The 24,412-nt window shown below is 40.6% G+C and carries 16 protein-coding genes; 13 read left to right on the top strand and 3 right to left on the bottom strand.

Features of this window, described 5'->3' with window-relative positions; translation table 11 throughout:
* The first annotated feature begins 2 nt into the window (after positions 1 to 2).
* The 11 genes from ACOKFG_RS14145 to ACOKFG_RS14095 all read left to right on the top strand — a co-directional run bounded on the left by ACOKFG_RS14145 (position 3) and on the right by ACOKFG_RS14095 (position 18,768).
* The gene (locus ACOKFG_RS14145; RefSeq protein ID WP_299485911.1) at positions 3 to 1,406 is read left to right on the top strand and encodes a glycosyl hydrolase family 16; all 1,404 of its coding nucleotides are present in this window, start codon (positions 3 to 5) and stop codon (positions 1,404 to 1,406) included.
* A 32-nt stretch (positions 1,407 to 1,438) separates the two neighbouring features.
* On the top strand, positions 1,439 to 2,275 hold the full coding sequence (locus tag ACOKFG_RS14140) for a glycoside hydrolase family 16 protein (RefSeq protein WP_299485909.1): 837 nt from the start codon (positions 1,439 to 1,441) through the stop codon (positions 2,273 to 2,275).
* A 28-nt stretch (positions 2,276 to 2,303) separates the two neighbouring features.
* Positions 2,304 to 6,230 carry a PKD domain-containing protein gene (locus ACOKFG_RS14135; protein ID WP_422861493.1) on the top strand — a complete coding sequence of 1,309 codons (3,927 nt, stop codon included), beginning with the start codon at positions 2,304 to 2,306 and terminating at the stop codon, positions 6,228 to 6,230.
* 154 nt (positions 6,231 to 6,384) lie between these two features.
* On the top strand, positions 6,385 to 7,899 hold the full coding sequence (locus ACOKFG_RS14130; protein WP_299485905.1) for a sugar porter family MFS transporter: 1,515 nt from the start codon (positions 6,385 to 6,387) through the stop codon (positions 7,897 to 7,899).
* Between the two features lie 22 nt (positions 7,900 to 7,921).
* The gene (locus ACOKFG_RS14125; protein WP_422861492.1) at positions 7,922 to 11,383 is read left to right on the top strand and encodes a hypothetical protein; all 3,462 of its coding nucleotides are present in this window, start codon (positions 7,922 to 7,924) and stop codon (positions 11,381 to 11,383) included.
* Positions 11,384 to 11,398: 15 nt separating this feature from the next.
* Positions 11,399 to 12,691, top strand: coding sequence for a glycosyl hydrolase family 17 protein (locus ACOKFG_RS14120; RefSeq protein ID WP_422861491.1), 1,293 nt, complete (start codon positions 11,399 to 11,401; stop codon positions 12,689 to 12,691).
* Positions 12,692 to 12,736: 45 nt separating this feature from the next.
* Positions 12,737 to 14,248 (top strand): glycoside hydrolase family 30 protein, encoded by a 1,512-nt coding sequence (locus tag ACOKFG_RS14115; protein WP_422861490.1) that lies wholly within the window; start codon positions 12,737 to 12,739, stop codon positions 14,246 to 14,248.
* 10 nt (positions 14,249 to 14,258) lie between these two features.
* Entirely contained in the window at positions 14,259 to 15,689 is a 1,431-nt protein-coding gene (locus tag ACOKFG_RS14110; protein ID WP_422861489.1) for an MFS transporter, read from the top strand.
* 45 nt (positions 15,690 to 15,734) lie between these two features.
* On the top strand, positions 15,735 to 16,349 hold the full coding sequence (locus tag ACOKFG_RS14105; protein WP_298790669.1) for a hypothetical protein: 615 nt from the start codon (positions 15,735 to 15,737) through the stop codon (positions 16,347 to 16,349).
* A 57-nt stretch (positions 16,350 to 16,406) separates the two neighbouring features.
* A complete protein-coding gene (locus ACOKFG_RS14100) occupies positions 16,407 to 17,831 on the top strand; it encodes an MFS transporter (protein ID WP_422861488.1) in 1,425 nt (474 codons plus the stop codon).
* Between the two features lie 52 nt (positions 17,832 to 17,883).
* On the top strand, positions 17,884 to 18,768 hold the full coding sequence (locus ACOKFG_RS14095; RefSeq protein WP_422861487.1) for a glycosyl hydrolase family 17 protein: 885 nt from the start codon (positions 17,884 to 17,886) through the stop codon (positions 18,766 to 18,768).
* 129 nt (positions 18,769 to 18,897) lie between these two features.
* On the opposite strand, the gene ACOKFG_RS14090 is transcribed toward ACOKFG_RS14095, so the two are convergent.
* Positions 18,898 to 20,004, bottom strand: a complete 1,107-nt coding sequence (locus ACOKFG_RS14090) for an MBL fold metallo-hydrolase (protein ID WP_422861486.1) — start codon at positions 20,002 to 20,004, stop codon at positions 18,898 to 18,900.
* A 305-nt stretch (positions 20,005 to 20,309) separates the two neighbouring features.
* On the opposite strand from ACOKFG_RS14090, the gene ACOKFG_RS14085 reads away from it, so the two are divergent.
* Together ACOKFG_RS14085 and trxB are read left to right on the top strand one after the other, a co-directional pair.
* Positions 20,310 to 21,227: a TIM barrel protein gene (locus tag ACOKFG_RS14085; protein ID WP_299174248.1), complete on the top strand. Its 918-nt coding sequence runs from the start codon at positions 20,310 to 20,312 to the stop codon at positions 21,225 to 21,227.
* A 775-nt stretch (positions 21,228 to 22,002) separates the two neighbouring features.
* A complete protein-coding gene (trxB, locus tag ACOKFG_RS14080) occupies positions 22,003 to 22,971 on the top strand; it encodes a thioredoxin-disulfide reductase (RefSeq protein ID WP_298790658.1) in 969 nt (322 codons plus the stop codon).
* Between the two features lie 65 nt (positions 22,972 to 23,036).
* Here trxB and ACOKFG_RS14075 read toward each other — a convergent pair whose 3' ends face one another.
* Both ACOKFG_RS14075 and ACOKFG_RS14070 read right to left on the bottom strand, forming a co-directional pair.
* Entirely contained in the window at positions 23,037 to 23,486 is a 450-nt protein-coding gene (locus tag ACOKFG_RS14075) for a hypothetical protein (RefSeq protein WP_298790655.1), read from the bottom strand.
* Between the two features lie 178 nt (positions 23,487 to 23,664).
* Complete coding sequence (locus ACOKFG_RS14070) at positions 23,665 to 24,387, bottom strand: head GIN domain-containing protein (protein ID WP_422861485.1); 723 nt, start codon at positions 24,385 to 24,387, stop codon at positions 23,665 to 23,667.
* Between the last annotated feature and the right edge of the window lie 25 nt (positions 24,388 to 24,412).

Below are 24,412 nucleotides of genomic sequence, written 5' to 3'. Positions count from 1 at the left end.
AAATGAAAAATAAGAATATAATCAGCTTACCATCCATACTTTTTCTCTGCCTAGGTATTGTATTAAGCAGTTGTGAAAGAGATTTTTCGGATGAAGTACAATTTGCTACATTCCCTGCAAATGGCGATGTTTTTGTAGATGCCTTTTCAGCAGGATTAGATTATTTCCCTTTTGTGGATGCCGGTGCAGACCCCGAAGCATTTTCGGTTGAAACCAATGATGTTTTTGCTGGGGATGCCTCTATGAGGTTCGATGTTCCTGCATTTGGAAACGGTTTCGTGGGTGCTGCCTTCAACACGACGGTTACTAGAGACCTTTCAGGTTTTGATGCACTTACGTTCTATGCCAAAGCCTCCCAGGCTGCAAGCATTAATGCCATTGGATTTGGTATTTCGGCCGAGACCAGTAATCAATTTCAAGTGACACTTAACAATTTGGGAGTCAGCACGCGCTGGCAGAAATATGTGATTCCAATCCCTGACCCTTCCAAACTAACAAGCGAAACCGGTCTTTTCTGGTTGGCTGAAGGAGCATCTTTTGAGGGAGATGAAGGGGGTTATGTATTATGGTTGGATGAAATCAGGTTTGAAAAGTTGGGCACTGTTGCCCAGCCAAGCCCTGCCATTTTTGATGGTGTGGATGTAACTGTACAAGCGTTTACCGGATCAACTATTCCAGTTTTAGGGCTTACCCAAACCTATAATTTGGACAATGGCGTGAATCAAACGGTTTCCGCCGCACCCTCTTACTTCGACTTTTCTTCATCAGATATTGGAGTGGCCGTGGTAAACGAATTGGGGCAGATCTCAGTATTGGGATCAGGTACTTCAACCATTACGGCATTGTTAGGTAATGTTCGGGCGGAAGGGTCTATAGAGGTGACCTCAAGTGGATCCTTGCAAGCGGCACCAACCCCGACAAGGCCAGCGGCCAATGTAAAATCGATTTTCAGTGATGCTTATACGAGTGATACAAGCAGCAATTTCTCACCTGGCTTCGGTGGGTCCACTACGGAAACCTCGGTGACTTCAACTGAAAATGGGAATGTTTTGGCATACGCCAACAATAATTTCACTGGAATCATTTTCGATAATACCGTTGATGCTTCAGGACTTACATTCCTGCATGTTGATGTATATGTGCAAGACGCCGGAACTGAGGTTGGAATTCAAATTAGGGACGTAGGCGCAAACCAGGAGATAGAAACAGATGTCAACACCGGATTTCCAATTGGTGATGACAGAGACAAAAGATTTGACCTGACTGGTTTGACCGTGGGACAATGGACATCATTTGAAATACCTCTAGATGGAGATATTGCAACCCAAAAGAACAACCTAGGTGCACTAATCCTAGTTGGAGGTCCGAATTTCATATTTGACAACATTTATTTCTACACCGAGTAAACAGGTGTTAATCAATAGCAAAAAATAGGGTTATGAACATAAAGTTTAAAAGCATAAAAATAATGAGACCAGCTTTTCTGAAATGCCTTGTCGTTGCATGGATAAGTTTCATTTTAGGATGTTCCACTGACGAGACTCAGACAGTGGCAACGTTTACAAACTTGGTCATGGAAGATAACTTCGATACCGAAGGTGCTCCGGATGGACAAATTTGGGGATTTGATATAGGAACAGGTGAAAATGGATGGGGAAATCAAGAACTCCAATACTACACCGACCGTCCTGAGAATGTAAAAGTGGATAACGGGGTTTTGCTTATAACAGCTCGGCAAGAGGCATTCGAAGGATCGCAGTATACCTCTTCACGATTGTTGACAAAGGATAAGTTCGAGCAACAATATGGTCGCTTCGAAGCACGCATTCGTTTGCCCTATGGGCAAGGAATTTGGCCTGCCTTTTGGATGCTTGGTGCCGATATTGATGAAAATCCGTGGCCCGGAGCCGGTGAGATTGACATTATGGAATATCGCGGTCAGAATCCAACAGTGCTCATTGGAAGTGTGCACGGGCCAGGGTATTCTGGCGGCCAAGCCATTTCCAAGGAATATATTTTGGAAGGTGATCGATTTGATACCGGTTTCCATGTCTTTGGAATCGAATGGGGTCCTGAATACATCAATTACTACGTGGATGATGTACTGTACAATCAGATTACCCCAGAAGACGTAACTGGAACCTGGGTCTTTAATAAACCTTTTTACATTCTGATGAATCTTGCTGTTGGAGGAACCTTTGTAGGCAGCCCAAATGCCGAAACAGAATTCCCCCAAACCATGATTGTCGATTACGTTCGGGTATATGAAAACTAATAAACTAACTACTTTAAATTATACTAAAATGAAACTATTATTGAACAGAGCTAAAATCATTTTCTTGATGGTTTTGGCAATATCCTATCTAGGATGTGAAGAGGATGACGAGGGAAATGCGCTTCCAGAAGTATTAGCTGGGTTTACCCAATTAATTGACGAGAATACCGGAACCGTTTCCTTTATCAATACCTCGGAAAATTCCGATTCATACGAATGGGATTTTGGGGATGGGACATCTTCTACAGAAATCGACCCGATTAAGATGTATGCAACAGGAACCTATTCGGTAAGCCTTACGGCCTCAAATGATGCCGGGGCATCCGATACCTTTGAAGATGAATTGGTCATCGTGGTTCCCGAAGCAGTAATGTTGCCAATTACCTTTGATGGTGCTAATGTTGATTATAGCCCAAATGCATTTGGAGGAACTAGTTTTGAAGTAGTGGATAATCCTGCTCCAGGAGGTTCTAATGATGCAACTTCAAATGTTGGTGCTATTACGAATAGTGGAGCTGAATTTGAAGGAATCTTTTTCGATTTGGGAGAAGATATTGATTTAACAACGAACAAGACTATCCAAATGAACTTCTGGGCAGATGCCCCAGTTGATGTTTTGGTAAAGCTTGAAGAAGGAACAGGTGCCGATACTGAGTTGGTAGCTAGCCATGGAGGTACAGGATGGGAACTAATTTCATTCGATTTCACTTCCTCCGATAGCTTCCCAAGATTAACAATGTTTGTTGATGGTCCTGGAACTACCGCAGGCACGTTCTATATGGATGATGTTGAGCAGGTTGAAACCATGACTGGTGGTGGAGATGCTCCAACAGAAGCTGCACCCGCTCCTCCAACACGAGATGCTGGGGATGTAATCTCTCTTTTCAGTAATGCCTACACAGATATCACCGTCGACACCTTCTATGCTGGCTTCAGTGCTGGTGGTGGAGTAAGTGATATGCAAGTGGCAGGTGATGATGTGAAAGTTTATTCAGACCTTGACTTTGCGGGAATCGAGACTATTGCCACAAGTGTTGATCTCTCTGAGATGACTAACTTCCATATCGATGTTTGGACTGCTACCGAGTTTGACCTGATTACTGGTGTGGTAGATTTTGCTGGCGATGGCTTTGGCAGCGGCAACGATACCAGAGGTGATGAGCGTACGACGCTAACTGCAGGTTCATGGACCTCTGTTGATGTTTCCATTGCAGATCTTCAAACAGCAGGCTTAACAGCAACCCCGACCGATTTCAGCCAATTGATATTGGATGTGGTTGACGTTGTAGGAACTATTTATGTGGACAACATCTATTTTTATAAAGAAGCAGTAGGCGGCGGCGATACCCCAACAGAAGCTGCACCGACACCACCTGTAAGGGATGCCGGGGACGTGATCTCTCTTTTCAGTAATGCCTACACGGATATCACTGTCGATACCTTCTATGCTGGTTTCAGCGCAGGAGGCGGACTGACCGACGTGCAGGTGGCTGGAGATGATACAAAACTATACACCGACCTTGACTTTGCAGGAATCGAGACCATTGCCACAAGTGTTGATCTCTCTGAGATGACTAACTTCCATATCGATGTTTGGACTGCTACCGAGTTTGACCTGATTACTGGTGTGGTAGATTTCGCTGGCGATGGTTTTGGCAGCGGCAACGATACCAGGGGTGATGAGCGTACAACGCTAGCTGCAGGTTCCTGGACCTCTGTTGATGTTTCCATTACGGACCTTCAGTCGGCAGGCCTAACAGCGACCCCGACCGATTTCAGCCAATTGATATTGGATGTGGTTGACGTTGTAGGAACTATTTATGTGGACAATATCTATTTTTATAAAGAAGCAGTAGGCGGCGGCGATACCCCAACAGAAGCTGCACCGACACCACCTGTAAGGGATGCCGGGGACGTGATCTCTCTTTTCAGTAATGCCTACACGGATATCACTGTCGATACCTTCTATGCTGGTTTCAGCGCAGGAGGCGGACTGACCGACGTGCAGGTGGCTGGAGATGATACAAAACTATACACCGACCTTGACTTTACAGGAATCGAGACCATTGCAACAAGCGTTGATCTCTCAACGATGACGAATTTCCATATTGATGTATGGACGGCGACAGGGTTTGATTTCATTACTGGTGTGGTAGATTTCGCTGGCGATGGTTTTGGCAGCGGCAACGATACCAGGGGTGACGAGCGTACGACACTTGCAGCTGGTTCCTGGACCTCTGTAGATGTTTCCATTGCGGACCTTCAGTCTGCAGGTCTAACAGCGACCCCCACCGATTTCAGCCAATTGATATTGGATGTGGTGGATGTGATAGGCACGGTATACGTGGACAACATCTATTTCTATAACGATGGCTCCGGCGGTGGAGGCGACACCCCAACAGTGGCTGCACCGACACCACCTGTAAGGGATGCCGGGGACGTGATCTCTCTTTTCAGTAATGCCTATACGGATATCACTGTCGATACCTTCTATGCTGGTTTCAGCGCGGGCGGCGGACTGACCGACGTGCAGGTAGCTGGAGATGATACAAAACTATACACCGATCTTGATTTTGCAGGTATAGAGACCATTGCAACTAGTGTAGACCTATCATCGATGACGAATTTCCATATCGATGTATGGACAGCTACCGGGTTTGATTTCATTACCGGGGTTGTTGACTTTGCCGGCGATGGCTTTGGCAGCGGCAACGATACCAGGGGTGACGAGCGTACGACACTTGCAGCTGGTTCCTGGACCTCTGTAGATGTTTCCATTGCGGACCTTCAGTCTGCAGGTCTAACAGCGACCCCCACCGATTTCAGCCAATTGATATTGGATGTGGTGGATGTGATAGGCACGGTATACGTGGACAACATCTATTTCTATAACGATGGCTCCGGCGGTGGAGGCGACACCCCAACAGTGGCTGCACCGACACCACCTGTAAGGGATGCCGGTGACGTGATCTCTCTTTTCAGTAATGCCTACACGGATATCACTGTCGATACCTTCTATGCTGGTTTCAGCGCGGGAGGCGGACAGACGGACGTTCAGGTAGCCGGTGACGATGTTAAACTATACACCGATCTTGACTTTGCCGGAATCGAGACCATCGCTACAAGCGTTGATCTCTCAACGATGACGAATTTCCATATCGATGTATGGACGGCGACAGGGTTTGATTTCATCACCGGGGTTGTTGACTTTGCCGGCGATGGCTTTGGCAGCGGCAACGATACCAGGGGTGACGAGCGTACGACACTTGCAGCTGGTTCCTGGACCTCTGTAGATGTTTCCATTGCGGACCTTCAGTCTGCAGGTCTAACAGCGACCCCCACCGATTTCAGCCAATTGATATTGGATGTGGTGGATGTGATAGGTACGGTATACGTGGACAACATTTATTTCTATAACGATGGCTCCGGCGGTGGAGGTGGAGGCAGTTGCCCTGCACCACCAATGGGTGAATTATTATCAAATGGTGGATTTGAAGCAAATTCTGGAGACGCAGCTTGCTGGCAACTTAACGCTGGAGGCGGAGCAGTTACAGTAATTGACACAGATGCCAACACGGGAACATATTCAGCTAGATTGGTCACTGGTCCAGCACAAGTTCCAAACTTGAAACAAGAACGATTTGCAATGAGTATTGCTGGTAATCAAGGAGTTCAGGTTACTTTCAGATATAAAATCAACACACCCTTTGTGGATGGCGCTATACTGCAAGTATTGGCATTCTCAGAGTTTACTACAAATCCAGCTGTAGCGCATGACTTAGGTAATGCTACTGATGTAAGTACAACTGGAGTTTGGCAAACGTACACAGGTACATTTACTACAGATGCCAGTATAGAAGAAGGTATCTCGCTGCTTATACAAGCCACTTGTGGTGGAGCAGGTACCTGTGCCGGTGAAGTTCTTATAGATGACGTTGTTGTAACGGAAATCTAAATAGGAAGTTACTGCTTCTTGAATACTCAAGAAGATTTTGAAAATTGGTTGTTGAATGGGTCAGAAATTATTTTCGGCCTGTTCAACCTACCAAACAGAAATATTAAAACCCAAAAACAACCATATTTTGCTACCCAACCAACAACCAGTTAAAATGAACAAGTCTTACACAGTGCTTATTAGTTTGATAGTGGCACTTGGGGGCTTTTTACTTGGTTTTGACAGCGCCGTAATATCCGGGGCCGTTAAAGGCATTACCCTTTATTTTAATATGACAGATGCCATGCTTGGATTTTCCGTTGGTTGCGTCATATTTGGGGCAATGGCAGGAAATCTATTGGCTGGACCATTGGCGGATAAATTCGGTAGAAAAAAGGTTTTAATTGTCGTTGCAGCGCTTTTCACCATTTCAGCGACTTGGTCAGCATTTGCAACGGGATACTTAGAATTCATAATTGCAAGGATTATTGGCGGTATTGGAATTGGAGGCGCCATTTTAATAGCGCCGATTTACATTGCTGAAATTGCTCCTCCAAAATTACGGGGAAGCTTAGTCTCGTTTAATCAATTGAATATTGTAATCGGGATTTCTGTAGCTTATTTTTCCAACTATTTTTTAGTGAATTATGGAGAAGAAAGCTGGAGATGGATGCTTGGTGTTGAGGCCATCCCAGCAATAATTTATTTTGTGTCACTTTTTACAGTTCCTAGAAGCCCAAGATGGTTGATTCTGAAACTTAACAAAGTAAAGCTCGCTCGTAAGATTTTGCAGAAAATAGGAGGAGAAGAGTATGCAGAAGTAACTGTCGCAGAAATACAAAGAGGTCAAGAGAAAAAGGAAAAAAAAGGGAAGTTTTCCGATTTGTTCAAAAGTAAGTATGCCACCATAATGATTATTGCATTGGGTGTAGCTTTCTTTCAGCAGATAACTGGAATAAATGCCATTTTCTACTATGCCCCAACAATTTTTGAACAAGCCGGAGGAAGTACAGATTCTTCCTTTTTACAGGCAATAGTAGTAGGACTTACAAACTTGATGTTTACCCTTGTAGCTATTTGGTTGATAGATAGATTAGGTCGTAAACCGTTGCTGCTTTTAGGAACAGGATTTATGACCATTGCTTTGCTATTGGCTGCGCTGGCATTTAATAATGCCACCTATAGCTTTACCGATGATGCTCTGAAAAGAGTTAGCGATCCTCAAACTCATGAAGCATTGAAAACTATTGAGGGTGAATCCTTTAATAGTCAGTCTGACTTATTCCTAAAAGTAAATGAGGTGCTCAATGAAGAGCAATTTTTAAATTTCAAGAGAAACGAAATAACTAACTTTATTGATATAGAGGCAACGTTGGTTTTAATCGCTATCTTGTTATATGTGGCGGCTTTTGCAATTTCCTTAGGGCCAGTAATGTGGACTTTAATCTCAGAAATATTCCCTAACAAAATTAAAGGAATTGCTATATCGGTAGTCGGTTTTTTTAATTCTTTGGTGAGTTTCTCAGTTACACAGATTTTCCCTTGGGAACTTTCCAATTTAGGTCCTACCATAACATTTGCAATATATGCCCTACTATCCTTGTTGGCTTTCTTTTTTGTGTACAGATACGTCATTGAAACCAAGGGAAAAACCTTGGAAGAAGTAGAAGAATTGTTGATTAGGACTTAATATTTGAAGAATAATAATTAAGATGATTGAAGAATCTATAATGCAGGAAATTTCAGGAAATGATATCAAAGAAATGGAGCAGGTTAAAATAGGCAACGAGTACTATTTTAAAATTTCCAACAGCGATAATCTTCGCCCATTTTTCATGAGTATAGTGAGTGACTCAGATCACTGGATGTTCATTTCAAGCAATGGTGGTCTATCGGCCGGCAGGAAGAATGCTGAATATGCCCTCTTCCCATACTACACCGATGATAAAATTACCGAGTCTATTGAGACAACCGGCTGTAAAACCTTGTTTAGAGTTGGTAAAGGTGAGAAATCCCAACTTTGGGAACCGTTTTCTGATAGACTACAAGGTGTATACTGGGTAACTAGAAATCTGTATAAAAATGTACATGGAAATAAGATTATTTTCGAAGAGATCAACCATCATTTAGAGTTGACATTCCGATATCAATGGAGCTCTAGTGATGCTTATGGATTTGTTAGACATTGTACCTTGGTCAATAATGGGTATAGTGAGGTAAACATATCCATTTTAGATGGCCTACAAAATATTGTGCCCTGCGGAGTTGGAAGTGACCTTCAAAACAGACAGAGTAATTTGGTCGACGCATACAAGCGCAGTGAGCTAGACGTAGACTCCGGTTTGGGTATTTATGCACTAAGCGCAATAATCGTGGATAAAGCAGAACCAAGTGAAGCCCTTAAGGCCAATATTGTATGGTCACTTGGTTTTGAAAATGCCGTTCACTTGTTGTCATCATTACAATTGTCAAATTTCAGAAAAGGAATTCCACTCACTCCGGAAATGGACGTCAAGGCTGAAAAAGGAGCATATTTTGTACATGCTGCTTTAGGCATACCTCCAAAAGAAGAAAAGAAATGGATGTTTGTGGCCAACCTCAATCAAAACCATTCATCCATTGTTGGAATCTCGAATGGCATTAAACAAGATAAGCAACTTCAACAAAAAGTTGAGGAAGATATTGAACTAGGAACCAGTCGACTGATCCAGTTGGGAGCAGCCTCCGATGGTATACAAATGACAGCGGATGGACTTCGTGATACCCGGCATTTTTCCAACACCCTCTTTAATATAATGCGTGGAGGAATTTTTGATAACAATTATGAAGTTGAAAAATGGGATTTTTCCAATTATATTTCAAAAGCAAATAAAGAGGTTTTTCAAAAGTTTAAGGATGACATTCAAAGTCTCCCAAATACATTTACATTATCCCATTTAGGGGAATTGGCGGATAAAAGTGGAGATAAAGATTTTGGCCGTCTCTGTTCCGAATATATGCCCTTGAAATTTAGTAGAAGGCACGGTGATCCAAGTAGACCATGGAACCGTTTTTCCATCAACACAAAAAATGAAAACGACGGATCTAAAATTCTGGATTACGAAGGGAATTGGAGAGATATTTTCCAAAATTGGGAGGCACTTGCACATTCTTATCCCCAGTTTATCGAGAGTATGATCAATAAATTCTTGAATGCCACAACTTTTGATGGATACAACCCTTATAGGGTTACCAAAGATGGTTTCGATTGGGAAATTATTGAACCGGATGACCCTTGGTCTTACATTGGTTATTGGGGAGATCATCAGATTATCTATTTACTCAAATTCTTGGAATTTATGCAGGACCATAATCCAGGAAAAATGGAGCGTTATTTCGTCCAAGACCAGTATGTTTATGCCAATGTGCCCTATCGTATAAAAAATTACGAGAATACGTTAAAGAACCCCAAGGACACCATAGAGTTTGATCATAAACTCGATGCAAAGATTCGAGATAGAAGAGATGCAATTGGTGCTGATGGAGGATTACTTCAAGATAAAAACGGCAGTATTTACCGAGTAAATTTCATGGAGAAAATACTCGCGACCGTACTCTCCAAGTTATCGAACTTTATTCCGGAAGGTGGTATCTGGATGAATACCCAGCGTCCCGAGTGGAATGATGCCAACAATGCACTTGTGGGCAACGGAGTTTCGATGGTGACACTGTATTATCTCAGACGTTTTTTGAATTTTTTCAAAGGAGTATTGGATGCTTCTAAATTGAATGAAGTTGCGATATCGAAAGAAACTACCGAGCTTTTTAATGAGATATGGGAAACACTTGATAAGCATAAAAATCTGTTGTCAAACTCTATTGATGACCAATCTCGCAAGCGAATAATGGATGGTCTTGGCGGTGCTGGAAGCACTTTTAGAGAACAGATTTACGACAGCGCATTCTCTGGCGAGAAGGAGGCGGTTTCAATGAACGATTTGAAGCAATTTATTGATGTCAGTATCCAATATTTAGAACATTCTATAAGAGCCAATAAGAGAGGAGACCAGTTGTACCACGCATATAACTTAATGACCGTTGAGAACAGCAAGGAAGTATCCATATCCTATCTCAGTGAAATGCTGGAAGGTCAGGTAGCCGTATTGAGTTCGGGTTATCTATCATCCTTGGAAGCACTTGAAGCCTTGGATGGATTAAAAAATAGCAAGCTGTTTAGAGATGACCAATACAGTTATTTATTGTATCCTAATAAAGAATTGCCTTCATTTTCAGAACGAAACAATGTGCCCAAGGAAGCTGTTGTGACCTTAAAACTATTTGAGGAAATGTTAGCGGAAGGCTATTCAAGAATTATTGAGAAAGATGACAATGGGGCATACCATTTCAATGGAAATTTTAAAAATGCCGGCGACCTTAAAACGGCTTTGGAAGAGCTGTCCCGAACACAATATGCAAAATTGGCGATAGCGGAAAAGGAGAACATTCTTCAAGTATTTGAAGATGTCTTCAATCATAAATCCTTTACTGGAAGATCGGGAACCTTCTACGGATATGAAGGATTGGGCTCAATATATTGGCATATGGTTTCCAAACTGTTGCTTGCTGTTGAGGAATGCTGTTTAAAGGCAATAGAAACGAAGGAAAATGAAGAGGTTGTAGGTAGGCTATTGGAACATTTTTATGAAATCAATGAGGGCATAGGCGTTCACAAACCGCCATCCTTGTATGGAGCATTTCCAACAGACCCTTATTCACATACCCCAGCAGGTAAAGGAGCCCAGCAACCGGGAATGACAGGGCAGGTTAAAGAAGACATACTAAGCCGGTTCGGAGAGCTTGGAGTCTTTGTTAAAGAAGGAAAACTTCATTTCAACCCATGTCTATTGCGAAAAAACGAATTTTTGAATGCATCCAAAACCTTTGAGTTTGTAGATGTGGAAGGTAACGCAAAACAACTGGAACTTAACCGAGGATCCCTTTGTTATACCTATTGCCAAGTACCTATTGTTTATGTGTTATCGGAAGAAGAAAAGCTAGAAGTGATGTATAACAATCATACTACTTCCAGCTTTGATTCCCATTGGTTAGACAAAGAAACTAGTGATAAGTTATTTAAAAGAACTGGAGAGATTGGCCATATTCAGGTCAATGTTAAAACCAAAAATCTAAGATGAAAAAAAAGGAGCACTATGAAATCAGTTATGAAATTTACTATGGTTGCAACGGTTTTGATCCTTTGCATCTCCTGTAAAGACAAAGAGAAGAACAGTGAAGAAAATAAATCCCAAATACAAAAAGAAGTGACAGCTAAGGACATATTAGGCAATCCAGATTATTTGGCTATTTCCTACGGAGGATACCGAGAGGTTACCCGTGAAATACAACCTACCCTAGAAGAACTCAAGGAAGATATGAGAATACTATCGGCCATGGGTATTAAAATTGTAAGAACCTATAATGTGCAACTGCAACAAGCTTCCAATGTATTGAAGGCCATTGCAGAGTTACAACAAGAAGACCCAGAATTTGAAATGTATGTTATGCTGGGCGCCTGGATAGACTGCAAGAATGCATGGACCGAATTGGAACCAGATCACAATATTGAAAGTGAAAATAATGAAGCTGAAATTGCTAGGGCGGTCGCTTTGGCCAACCAGTATCCTGAAATTGTGAAAATTCTGGCTGTTGGTAATGAAGCTATGGTAAGATGGGCCACAAGCTATTATGTGCAGCCTGGAGTAATCCTAAAATGGGTTACGCATCTTCAGGAACTTAAGAAAAATGGAGAATTGTCCAAAGATCTTTGGATTACTAGCTCTGACGATTTTTCCTCTTGGGGAGGAGGAGATTCAAGTTATCACACCGAAGACTTGGAAAAATTGGTGAACGCGGTGGATTACATTTCCATGCACACCTATGCTTATCATAATTCCCATTATAACCCAGAATTTTGGTTGGTTCCCGATGAAGAAGAAGAACTTTCAGATAAAGAAAAAATTGATGCCGCCATGTTAAGGTCAAAAGCTTTTGCCATGGCTCAATATGATTCGGTAACCAACTATGTTAAGAGTTTGGGCATGGACAAACCTATACATATCGGCGAGACAGGTTGGGCAACCGTATCAAGCGGTCATTATGGCCCAAAAGGATCCAGAGCTACCGATGAGTATAAAGAGGCTTTGTACCATAAGCATTTACGCGAATGGACCAATAGTGCTGGAATTTCCTGTTTTTATTTTGAAGCTTTCAATGAGAAATGGAAAGATGCACGCAATCAAAGTGGCTCTGAAAATCATTTTGGATTGTTCACTTTGGACGGACAGGCAAAGTATGCGCTTTGGGATTTGGTGGACCAAGGAACCTTTAAAGGTTTAACTCGAAATGGAAACACAATTACCAAAACCTATGATGGTGATAAAGAAGCTTTAATGAAAGATGTTTTAGCTCCACCATTGAAAAAGGATCATGTGGTAACACATTAAGATCTGTGATGTTATAATCCCGTGTAATGGGGAAAAGAATAGAGAATGTTCAATAAAAGTATTTACTTCTTTCTAACGGTGACAATGTTAAGTTCCTGCGCAAAAAAAGAGTTGACTATGGAGGTCTATGAGACGTCCGCTTCAGGAAACGCATTGACTGTAATGACCGATTTCCCTAAAGGGGAGGTTGTTTCCGAAATCAGGTTATTACCCGATCAGAGATTTCAGCGCATCACTGGGTTTGGAGGCTCGTTTACAGAAGCCTCTGCTTCCCTATTGAACAAATTGAGCGAAGAGAATCGAACAAAAATCATCGATGCTTATTTCGGCGAGAGTGGAGCTCAATATTCCCTGACCCGCACACATATGAATTCCTGTGACTTTTCATTAAGTAACTATTCTTATGCCCCAATAGAAGGGGATTTACAATTGGAACATTTTTCTATCCAAGAAGATCAGGATGATATTATTCCTTTCATAAAAGAGGCCATGGCTACTTCAAAAGATGGGTTTAAAATATTGGCTTCCCCATGGACAGCCCCACCTTGGATGAAGGATAATAACGATTGGAGAGGGGGCAAACTTTTACCTGAATTCTATGATACTTGGGCCTTGTTTTTCTCAAAATATATAGATGCCTACAAGAGTGAAGGAATAGATATTTGGGGTTTTACCGTAGAGAACGAACCTTTGGGCAATGACAATAACTGGGAAAGCATGCATTTCTCTCCTGCTGAAATGACCCAATTCGTACAAAACCATTTAGGACCGAAACTGGAAGAAGACGGTAAAGGTGATGTCAAAATTCTGGGTTACGATCAAAACCGAGAACATCTTCAAGAATGGGTTGACGAAATGTTTAAGGACGAAGCAAGCTCCAAGTACTTTAACGGAACTGCTATTCATTGGTACGCAAGTACCTATGAGATATTTCCGGAAGCGCTGCAATATGCCCATGAAAAAGCACCAAACAAATATCTTATTCAATCTGAAGCTTGCGTAGATGCGCAAGTGCCAAAATGGAAGGATGACACTTGGTATTGGTCCAAAGAAGCGACAGATTGGGGTTGGGATTGGGCGCCGGAAGACCAAAAATACCTGCACCCAAAATACGTTCCCGTATATCGATATGCCAGAGACATTATTGGCTGTTTAAACAATTGGGTAGATGGCTGGATAGATTGGAATATGGTGTTGGATACAAAGGGTGGTCCAAATTGGTTTAAAAACTGGTGTGTTGCTCCGGTAATTGTGGACCCTGAAAAGGATGAGGTGTATTTTACGCCGCTCTACTATACCATGGCCCATTTCAGTAAATATATAAGACCTGGTGCGGTTAGGATTGGTTTTGAGAACTCTAATGAAGAGCTTCAAATGACAGCTGCTCAAAACCCAGATGGATCCATTGCAGTTGTCCTATTGAATCAAAACCAAAAACCTATAGACATCAATATTGCTCTCGGAGAATTTTCGAAGAACATACAGATAGGCTCTAAGGCCATTCAGACCCTAGTTGTACCAGCAACGAAGGAAAAAGAACCAACTAGTACTAACTAAAACAATTATTATGTCAAACGTAAAAACCATCAAAACAGATAGGGTCCCTTTGGGCCAAAAAGCCGCTTTTGGAGCAGGACATTTGGTTTTGAACCTATATCCAGGAGCTTTGGGATTCTTTATGTTCTTCTTGCTTACGGCTTTTGGCATGGATCCATTTTTGGCAGGACTTTTAGGTGGACTACCACGTTTTTTTGATGCCATTACCGACCCTATTATGGGATTTATCTCGGACAATACGAGTTCAAAATGGGGTAGAAGAAGACCTTACATTTTTGTTGGAGGCATTTTAAGTGCCATAACTTTTGTTCTACTTTGGCAACTGGATGAGAACAATTCTTCTGACTATAATTTTTGGTACTTCTTAATTATGTCTATGGTTTTTCTTATTGGAAACACCATGTTTGCGACACCTTTGGTTGGTTTAGGATACGAAATGACTTCTGATTATAACGAGCGTACGCGTTTAATGGCATTTTCGCAAACAGTTGGACTCTTAGCTTGGGTTATTGTGCCGTGGTTTTGGGTAATAATCGCCGATCCAGATGTTTTTAGCAATCAAGCCGAAGGAGTAAGGACAATGGCAATGTATGTCGGAATCGCTTGTTTGCTGCTAGGACTTTTACCAGCTATTTTTTGTAGAGGTATAGATGCTTCTCATATGGGAGATAGAAAAAAACTAACTCTTACCTCAGTATTCAGTAATTTGAAAGATTTGTTTACAAGTATAAAAGAAGCTGTTAAGAATAAACCTTTTATGAAATTATGCGGCGCTACTTTTTTAATATTCAACGGTTACCAAATAGTGGCATCTTTTAGTTTCTTTATTTTCGTTTTTTACATTTTTAATGGAAGCTATGAAGCTACTTCCACATGGCCGGCTTGGTTTAGTTCTGTTGGAGCATTGGTTTCGGCATTTTTAGTCATTCCAATTGTATCAAAAATGGCCACCAAATGGGGTAAGAAGAAAGCGTTTATTATTTCAACGGCCCTTTCTATTGTTGGATATGCTATGAAGTGGTGGGCATTTACACCCGAAAACATTTGGCTTTCTTTTGTTCCAATACCATTAATGTCATTTGGCTTGGGAAGCTTGTTCACATTAATGATGAGTATGACTGCCGATGTTTGTGATTTAGATGAACTTGTTAACGGAATGCCAAGGAAGGAAGGAACTTTTGGAGCATTGTACTGGTGGGTAGTAAAACTTGGACAAGGATTAGCCTTGGTTTTGGGAGGTCTGGTTTTAAAAGTAATTGGATTTGATGGTAATGCGGCTACCCAGACGGTAGACACGATGACCAAATTAAGAATAGCAGATATAGTTATCCCTGTAGTAACCGCAGCTATAGCTATTTGGGTTATGTGGAAATATAGTTTATCCGAAGAAAGGGCTAAGGATATTAAAGCTCAGTTGGAAGAAAGAAGAGGAGTATTATAACAATGTTGCATTGTTAAGTGAATATATAACTAAAAAAATAATAAGATGTCAACAAAACTGGTAATACTAATAATAGGTGTTTTATTTATCTTAATTGCGCTGATTGCAAGTAAAAAAGGTGGTTCCAAGCTTGGAATACCTTTAGGAATTCTTGGAGTTTTAATGATGATTTATGGTAGTTATTCATCAGATTTGGTCAATTACAACACTCAAATGGAACAAGTTTCTATAGGTAAAAAGTTGAAAATTGACGGTCCTGTAGATGCTGTAAAAGTTGTCTCTCCAATCGATAAAGATTCTGTGGATTGTCGCATTTTGACCATGGGTGTTTATCCAGAATCACATAAGAAAGATATTTGGGTAATCATTAGACCCACAGACGATAGATATTATCCACAATCCGATCATACAAACACATCTTACAAAAGAGATGGTCAATGGCAGGTAGTTACCCGTTTTGGGGGCGACAAGGGCGAGGCCTATGATTTGATTATTTATGAAGCAGATGCCGCTGCCTCCTCATTTTTTAGCACAACAATAGAAAAATGGAAGGAAGATGATGATTATCCCGGCTTACAGTTGGCAGAAATGCCTGCCGGAGCCACAGAAGTAGATCGCCTTGTGATTTATACCAATAAAAACTGTAGAGGAGTTTTTTAGTTTTTGGCAAAATGCATATCCATCAGTAGGAACTTAAATTGATACAATAACCTTTTTATGACTCAAGCAACTAACATGCAAAGTGTTCCAATTGGCCAAAAGTTGGCTTTTGGAGTAGGGATGCTAGCAAACCAGATGTTTCCTGCGGCACTGCAGATTTTCATGATGGTTTTGGTAAAAGGCTTAGGCTTTCCTCCTTTGCTTTGGGGAATAATATTCTTTGCGCCCAGAATTTTTGATGCTTTTACTGACCCAATTATGGGTTTTATTTCAGATAATACGAGATCGAAATGGGGCAGGAGAAGACACTACGTTTTTGCTGGAAGCATAATTATGGGTATTGCCTTTATTGCAATGTGGCAATTATATCCTGAAAATGGCTTGCTGTATAATTTCACCTATTTCATGGTGTTTTCTTTCATTTTCTATCTCGGACTTACCATATTTAGCGTGCCTTATGTTGCTATGGGTTACGAAATGAGTGACGATTTTCATGAGAGGACAAACATAATGGCCGTAGCACAGATGATAGGTCAGTGGGCTTGGGTAATAGTACCTTGGTTTTGGATTATTTTATATGATCCAGAAATGTTTGAAAGTGTTCCAGCAGCAACTAGAAAATTATCCTATTACGTCGCCGCGTTTTGCACGGTCTTAGCCTTGGTGCCAGCACTATTTATTAAGAGTGAATCTACTTTAGATAGAGTTGACTTTACGCCAATAAATAAAAACAATATTTCTAATAATCTGAAGAAAATTTTAGCAAGTTTTAAAGAGGCTTTTCGAATTCCACAGTTTAAAATTTTGTGTTCGGCTACCTTTTTAATTTACAATTCATTCATGACTATTTCAGCATTTTCGTTTTTTATAATTGTTTCTTACATGTTTAACGGAGATGCAGGTGCCGCGGGGATATGGCCAACTTTGCATGGAAGTGTGGGTGCTTTAGTAACCACATTTTTGGTAATTCCAGTAATTGATGCTATCTCAAAAAAAATGGGTAAGAAAAAAACATTTATGTTATCACAAGGAATTTCAATAATTGGATATATTTTATTTTGGTTTCTATTTATTCCGGGTAAACCTTATATGTTTTTGATTGCTTTACCTTTCTTTTCATTTGGTATTGGCGGTTTGTTTACTTTGATGATGTCAATGACTGCAGACGTAATTGATTTAGATGAACTCAATACAGGGCAACGTAGAGAAGGGATTTTTGGTGCAATTTATTGGTGGATGGTTAAATTTGGATTTGCCATTGCAGGGCTTTTAAGTGGTTTGTTTATGGCTTGGGTAGGATACACTCCTGACGCTCCTACACAACCAGATGGTGCTATTACCGGGATGAGATTATTTTATACTTTTTTTCCAATACTTGGAACTTTAGGTGCTATGCTAATCATGCGTAAATACGATATTACGGAAGAACGTGCCAATGCAGTCGTAGTCGAACTGGAAAAAAGAAGAAATGAAACCACTTAAAATTTAGTGGATTACAGAACAATGAATTAAGAACAACAATTGAAGAATAATTATGTCATATAAAGCAGAACGATTTCTTAATCTAGCTTCATTGGATTATGCTGGAAAAAGTGAAAAAGAACTAATGAAGTTGTGTAAGCAGGTTCTTGAGGATGGCATGCACGGACTTTGTTTCAGTCCATATACGGAAGGGCAGCAACCAGGAGACCAGATTTCAGAAGAGCAGATTCACCGCCGCATGAAAATCATCAAACCCTACACTGAATGGATTAGGTCTTTTTCATGCACAGATGGGAATGAGGCAATTCCAAGAATAGCCAAAGAATATGGAATCAAGACTATGGTGGGGGCTTGGTTGGGGGATAACCCCGAAATCAATGAAAGGGAAATTGCAGGATTGATTAAACTGGCCAATGAAGGATATGTGGATATCGCTGCCGTAGGGAACGAGGTGATGTACCGCGGCGATCTTACCGAAGATGAATTGCTCGATTTTATACACTTGGTCAAGGATGCCATTCCTGAGACCACGGTAGGATATGTAGACGCTTATTATGAGTTTAGAGAACGCCCTCGTATTACCGAGGCTTGCGATGTTATCTTGGCCAATTGTTATCCATTTTGGGAAGGTTGCGATTTGGACTATTCCTTACTTTATATGAAAGATATGTTCCGACAGGCACAACGCGCTGGAAATGGTAAAAAGGTCATTATTTCTGAAACAGGTTGGCCGAGTCAAGGAACAAATTTGGAGGGTGCGTTCCCTTCCTTTGAAAACTTCATGAAATATTTTATGAATACCCAAAAATGGTCTGAAGAAGAGGATATTGAAATATTCTTTTTCTCTTCCTTCGACGAGTCATGGAAAGTTGGTTCAGAAGGCGATGTTGGAGCTTATTGGGGACTTTGGGACAAAGATGAAAAACTAAAATTTTAAAAAGACTAAGCCAACCTCATGGTAAGGTTGCAAACTATTTCCATTTATTAGATTGTTTATTTTTTGGAGCTTAATGGAAGATTGGGGTGAAATTTCACCCCAGTTCCATTTTATATAGGGTGGTTTTGTTTACTCTTTCCACCAGTTGGATACGTCATTGGCTAACTCTTCCAGAATTATAGGTTCTCCTATTTCAGGAGTTAATATGGGAACTTGCAGTTCTTCGGCCTTTATGGCAGCCCGCTCAATCGGATCGGTCCAAGAGTGTAACGCCAATTTAAATGCACCCCAATGTATCGGCATAAAAATCTTGGATTTTAAATCAATACTCGCTTGCACTGTTTCTTCTGGAAACATATGGATCTCGGGCCACATTTTATTGTATTGCCCGCATTCGAGCATGGCAAAATCAAAAGGACCATAGGTGTCGCCAATTTCTTTAAAGTGGGTTGAATAACCACTGTCACCACTGAAGAAGATATTTTCTGTTTGTGATTTGATTACCCACGAACTCCATAACGTACTCTGTCCATTATTCAATTTTCTTCCAGAGAAATGTTGGGCTGGAGTACAAACAAATTGAAGGTCTTGATAGTAAACCTCTTGCCACCAGTCCAGTTCGGTGATAGATTCTTTCGCCACTCCCCATGCTTCAAGATGTACCCCAACACCTAAAGGCACATAGAAAAGTTTTACTTTGTTTTTTAGCTTTTTAATCGATTCATAATCCAAATGATCATAATGATCATGGGAAATAAGAACTGCATCTATTTCTGGTAATTTTTCAATCGCAATGGGCAAATTCTCATAAAATCGATTGGCTCCCAGCAAAGGATGAGGTGCCGGGACTTCCCCGAACATGGGGTCAATCAGAATATTTTTTCCATCCATTTGCAATAAAAAAGCAGAGTGTCCAAACCAAATTAGTCTTGAGGTTCCCATGTAATTGGCAAGCTCAAGGGAATCTATCTGATGTATCGATAATGCCTTGTTGGGTCTACCCTTTTCTACCTTTTCAAAGAAAAATTTTCGTGCAATTTTCAGGGTTTCGGAGAAACTTTGGTTTTTAGGTACATCCTTCACATTTTTAAAAACCCCTTCGGAGAATTGTTCGGAGGACAGATATTGGTTTTTTCTTTTTTCAGAGACATCTCCGCCCAAGCTGGGATAAAAGTTTACAAAAATGAGATAGAAGATGACCAATATTCCTATTAGGGCCAAAATGGTAAGTAACATTCGCTTTATAAATTTTAAAAGTGTTTTCAAATTTCAAAAAAGTTAGTATTTGGATGCCAAAACATAGGTTTCAGGTATATCAAAGCGCCCTGGCTCTAAATTCATTGGACCAGTATTGGCCAATAGACTTCATCAATATATAGATTGTTTTTTAAAAGTGGTTTTTGACACAATTCAATAGTAATGGTAAAAGAAATAATCAAAAGTAAAAGATCAAAAAGATCAAATTGTTTAACTTACATTTTTCAAGTTTGCGGGTATTGCTAATACTATGAAATTAACGTGCCCTACTAAAATGGTAAAGAATGAAGCGAAGAAGTTTTGTGAATGCAATGGCAGCAACATCTGCGGTGGGAATTGTTCCAGGTATGTTGATGGGACAAAGTAAGAATCAAGCCATATATAAAGATTTTAACCTGAAATATGCCCCACATTTAGGAATGTTTAAAAACCATGCTGGTGCTGATCCCATTGATCAGTTAAACTTTATGGCAGATCAGGGATTTACTGCTTTTGAAGATAACGAGATGAAAGGCAGAACTTTAAATCTTCAGGAAAAAATGGCCTCCACAATGTCAAAGAAAGGCATTTCAATGGGGGTGTTTGTAGCTCACAAAATATACTGGCAAAAACCCAATCTTGCCAGTGGAGACCAAGGCATGCGTGATGAGTTTCTTACGCAAATTAAAGAATCGGTAGAAGTTGCGAAAAGGGTAAACGCCAAATGGATGACTGTTGTGCCAGGTCATGTTGATTTAAGGCTGAACATGGGTTATCAAACCGCAAATGTTGTGGAATCTCTAAAAAGAGCTTCCGATATTTTAGAACCGCATGGTCTTGTTATGGTGTTGGAACCTTTAAACTTCAGAGATCACCCCGGTCTTTTTCTGGCAGAGAGCCCACAAGCCTATGAAATTTGCAAAGCGGTGGATTCACCTTCCTGCAAAATACTTTTTGATATTTATCATCAACAAATCCAAGAAGGAAACCTTATTCCAAACATTGAAGCTTGTTGGGATGAAATCGCCTATTTTCAAATAGGAGACAATCCTGGTCGAAATGAGCCCACTTCAGGCGAGATCAACTATAAGAACGTCTTCAAATTTATCCATAGTAAAAATTTCAAGGGTATTCTTGGTATGGAACATGGAAATTCCGTTCAGGGTAAAGAAGGTGAGAAAAGGGTTATTGAAGCCTATAGTGAGGTGGATAACTTTCTTTGATATCATTCTTTAAGTAACCGTGCCGAAATAGTCGATGAATAGCTCCTTTGGTGGAGCTAGTCAAAATCTAATGTCATTGATTAAATGGTTTTCAAGATGATTTTTTGAATTCTTAGAAACACATAATCCACTTGCTGGATTGATGCGGCAGAAGGTGTTGAACAATTTTATTCCTCTTATGGCTATATCAAAAAGAATGACCAATATCCGGGAATGTACAAAGAAATAAAAACATAGGGTGAGGGTATTTTGCATTCAACTTCTTGACTTATATAAATAAGAGATGTCCCATTCAATTAGCACTTAAAACGCTGTACTCCCTTTGATAAATAACTCGGTTTCGAAAGAACAATTTTCGGAGGTGAATTCAAATGGGTCATTCATTGTCGAGAATACCTCATTGATTAATTAACCCATACCTAAGGTTAATTTCGATTGTATGTTTACCAAAGAATTCCAGATAGGCGATTCATATCATGAAATAACCTCCCAAAAAGACGAGATAGGATATTTGCTTTATAGTGTTCATCCGTGTATATCTTAATTTTAAGAGGTTTCCGTTGCGCCAAGGGGTTTTGAGGTTGAGCCTCTTGGTTGTAACGGTTTTATATCTTATATAAGCATAAATTAACTTGGCCTACAATAATGAATTAAAGAGCTATTCCCCAATAGCTCTTTTTTTTTGGATGTTGGTAAATGATGATAACCCAAATGTAAGTTTCTGCACAAAAAACCTACTTTTGTAGAACTAATATTCAAGCGTAGATTTTTTATTATGTCAGAAGAGATAGAAAGAATAAAGACATTGATCATAGGGTCAGGCCCAGCGGGATACACAGCTGCAATTTATGCGTCCAGAGCTGACTTAAAACCTGTGATGTACACTGGTATGGAACCTGGGGGTCAGTTGACCACAACAACTGAAGTCGATAATTTTCCAGGATATCCAGAAGGTATTGATGGACCAACAATGATGGTGCAATTACAACAACAGGCAGAACGCTTTGGAACTGAAGTCCGTATTGGAATGGTTACGGCTGTTGACTTTAGCGATGAGGTGGGTGGTATTCATAAGATCACCGTTGACGATAGCAAGCAAATTGAAGCAGAAACGGTTATCATATCAACAGGGGCTACGGCGAAATATCTTAATATTCCAAGTGAGCAGCGTTTGAGAGGTGGTGGAGTTTCAGCTTGTGCCGTTTGTGACGGATTCTTCTATAAAGGCCAGGATGTCGCCATAGTTGGAGCTGGAGATACTGCTGCAGAAGAAGCTTCTTATTTAGCCAATATTTGTTCAAAAGTTACCATGTTGGTTCGTAAGGATTATATGAGAGCCTCCAAGGCCATGCAACATAGAGTAAACAGTTTGGATAATATTGAAATCCGTTACAATACCGAGGTCGATGAGGTATTGGGAGATCAAGTTGTTGAAGGTTTACGAATGGTGAACAACCAAACAGGGGAGAAGGAAGATATTGCCATTACTGGACTTTTCATAGCGATTGGACATAAACCAAATACAGACATTTTCAAAGGACAACTGGATATGGACGACACAGGGTATGTTATCACTGAGGGAAAATCCACAAAAACCAATAAGCCCGGAGTTTTTGCAAGCGGAGATGTTCAGGATAAAGAATACCGTCAAGCAGTTACAGCTGCTGGCACCGGTTGTATGGCTGCATTGGATGCCGAGCGTTATTTGGCCTCTGTTGAGAGTGAAGAAGCTGTAGTTTCTTAAGAGACCATGCGATATAAAATTAAAAAAGGCACCCTATAGGGTGCCTTTTTTAATGGAGTGCTAATTCAATCTATGCGTTTATAATTTTCTGAAAAAGTTCGGTTACCCTCTTCATCAAAACTGATTTGACTATAGGTGTCATTGGTCATTTCCAATTCGAACCTGAAGACCCTTAGCGTATCTAGGGCTGACATCATTGGCGCAGAACCATATTCCAGTGTCTCTATAAGTGAATCTGCAGTAATTCTGTAAGTTCCATAACCAAACCAGTCCAAAGAATCTTTGGGGGCATGTCTGCTCCACATGATTTTGCCATTGTAGTACATTTTTACCTGTCGATAGCCTTCGACTGTTGGAACAGTGTCCGAAATATTGACACCGTCATCATAATTATAAAAACTCTGTAGTTCCCAAGTTCCCTCAATTGAGTGCATTGATTCTGGCATTGGAGAGGCGAATTTTGTGGCAGAGATCAAAATTAGCATCAACAAGACCAATCCAAATAGTTTTTTCATGGTAGTATGTATTTAGAGTTATCGTTTTCTTTCACTAATAAGATACGATTTTTTTTGTTAAATGTTTAATCCACAGACACTTTAATGCGCAATTGGTAATGGTTAAACCTGGGCAAAAAAAAGACCTGGGGTTGCCAGGTCTTTTAATTTCCCTAAAGGGATATATTGATTATTTAGTCTAGTATTTATGAACGCTTCCAGAAACCGACTTTTTTGTTTCTACGCTTGCTTCTCCAGAATAGCGAATGTCAGCTCCACTACTTGCATCAGCAATCAAGGAGTCCGAAACATTAACGGAAATATCGGCTCCACTGCTGGCATCAGCATTACATTTTTTGGTATCCAGCTCACGAGCTCTAATATCCGCACCGCTACTGGCATCGGCATAAAGCATATCGGTTTTACCTGAAACCTTAATACTGGCTCCGCTGCTGGCATCTGCAGATATTTCAGAGGCGGTAAGTTCCACTTGAAGATTAGAACCACTGCTGGCATCAAGTTCAATTTTTTCTGCCTCAATAACATTTTGTACTATAAGGTCAGCCCCGCTAGAGCATTTAAGAGCGGTTACCTCAGGAAGAGTTACATATATCTTCTTGGTCGCTCTTCCAATGTTTTCGATGGCGTGGATACGTAGTTTTCCATCTTTGATATCAGTTCCGATAAGGTCGATGATATTTTCATCAGCTTCAACTGAAATTTTAAACTCCGTGTCTTGTGTCACAAATACATCTAGACCTTCGGAAGCAGAAACTACAGTGAAATCCTCCGTAACCTTTCGGCTTTCCTCCACTATTTCACCATTTCCTTTTTTACCGTTGCCAAAATTGACATCCATAATACAGGAGGAGGCGAATATGGCCAAAATAAATGCGATTGCTATTCTTGCTAGTGTTGTCATGATTGTTGTTTTAATGATTGATTAA

The organism is Flagellimonas rhodophyticola, assembly GCF_049332665.1.
Lineage (GTDB): Bacteria > Bacteroidota > Bacteroidia > Flavobacteriales > Flavobacteriaceae > Flagellimonas.
Note: the sequence above shows the minus strand (reverse complement) of the source record. Positions and strands in the feature narration are given on the sequence as shown.

Coding starts and splice junctions, on each gene's coding strand:
- ACOKFG_RS14100 (WP_422861488.1), top strand. CDS start 16,407: ATGACTCAAGCAACTAACATGCAAAGTGTTCCAATTGGCCAAAAGTTG.
- ACOKFG_RS14095 (WP_422861487.1), top strand. CDS start 17,884: ATGTCATATAAAGCAGAACGATTTCTTAATCTAGCTTCATTGGATTAT.
- trxB (WP_298790658.1), top strand. CDS start 22,003: ATGTCAGAAGAGATAGAAAGAATAAAGACATTGATCATAGGGTCAGGC.
- ACOKFG_RS14110 (WP_422861489.1), top strand. CDS start 14,259: ATGTCAAACGTAAAAACCATCAAAACAGATAGGGTCCCTTTGGGCCAA.
- ACOKFG_RS14120 (WP_422861491.1), top strand. CDS start 11,399: ATGAAATCAGTTATGAAATTTACTATGGTTGCAACGGTTTTGATCCTT.
- ACOKFG_RS14125 (WP_422861492.1), top strand. CDS start 7,922: ATGATTGAAGAATCTATAATGCAGGAAATTTCAGGAAATGATATCAAA.
- ACOKFG_RS14085 (WP_299174248.1), top strand. CDS start 20,310: ATGAAGCGAAGAAGTTTTGTGAATGCAATGGCAGCAACATCTGCGGTG.
- ACOKFG_RS14130 (WP_299485905.1), top strand. CDS start 6,385: ATGAACAAGTCTTACACAGTGCTTATTAGTTTGATAGTGGCACTTGGG.
- ACOKFG_RS14145 (WP_299485911.1), top strand. CDS start 3: ATGAAAAATAAGAATATAATCAGCTTACCATCCATACTTTTTCTCTGC.
- ACOKFG_RS14070 (WP_422861485.1), bottom strand. CDS start 24,387: ATGACAACACTAGCAAGAATAGCAATCGCATTTATTTTGGCCATATTC.
- ACOKFG_RS14115 (WP_422861490.1), top strand. CDS start 12,737: ATGTTCAATAAAAGTATTTACTTCTTTCTAACGGTGACAATGTTAAGT.
- ACOKFG_RS14105 (WP_298790669.1), top strand. CDS start 15,735: ATGTCAACAAAACTGGTAATACTAATAATAGGTGTTTTATTTATCTTA.
- ACOKFG_RS14075 (WP_298790655.1), bottom strand. CDS start 23,486: ATGAAAAAACTATTTGGATTGGTCTTGTTGATGCTAATTTTGATCTCT.
- ACOKFG_RS14135 (WP_422861493.1), top strand. CDS start 2,304: ATGAAACTATTATTGAACAGAGCTAAAATCATTTTCTTGATGGTTTTG.
- ACOKFG_RS14140 (WP_299485909.1), top strand. CDS start 1,439: ATGAACATAAAGTTTAAAAGCATAAAAATAATGAGACCAGCTTTTCTG.
- ACOKFG_RS14090 (WP_422861486.1), bottom strand. CDS start 20,004: ATGTTACTTACCATTTTGGCCCTAATAGGAATATTGGTCATCTTCTAT.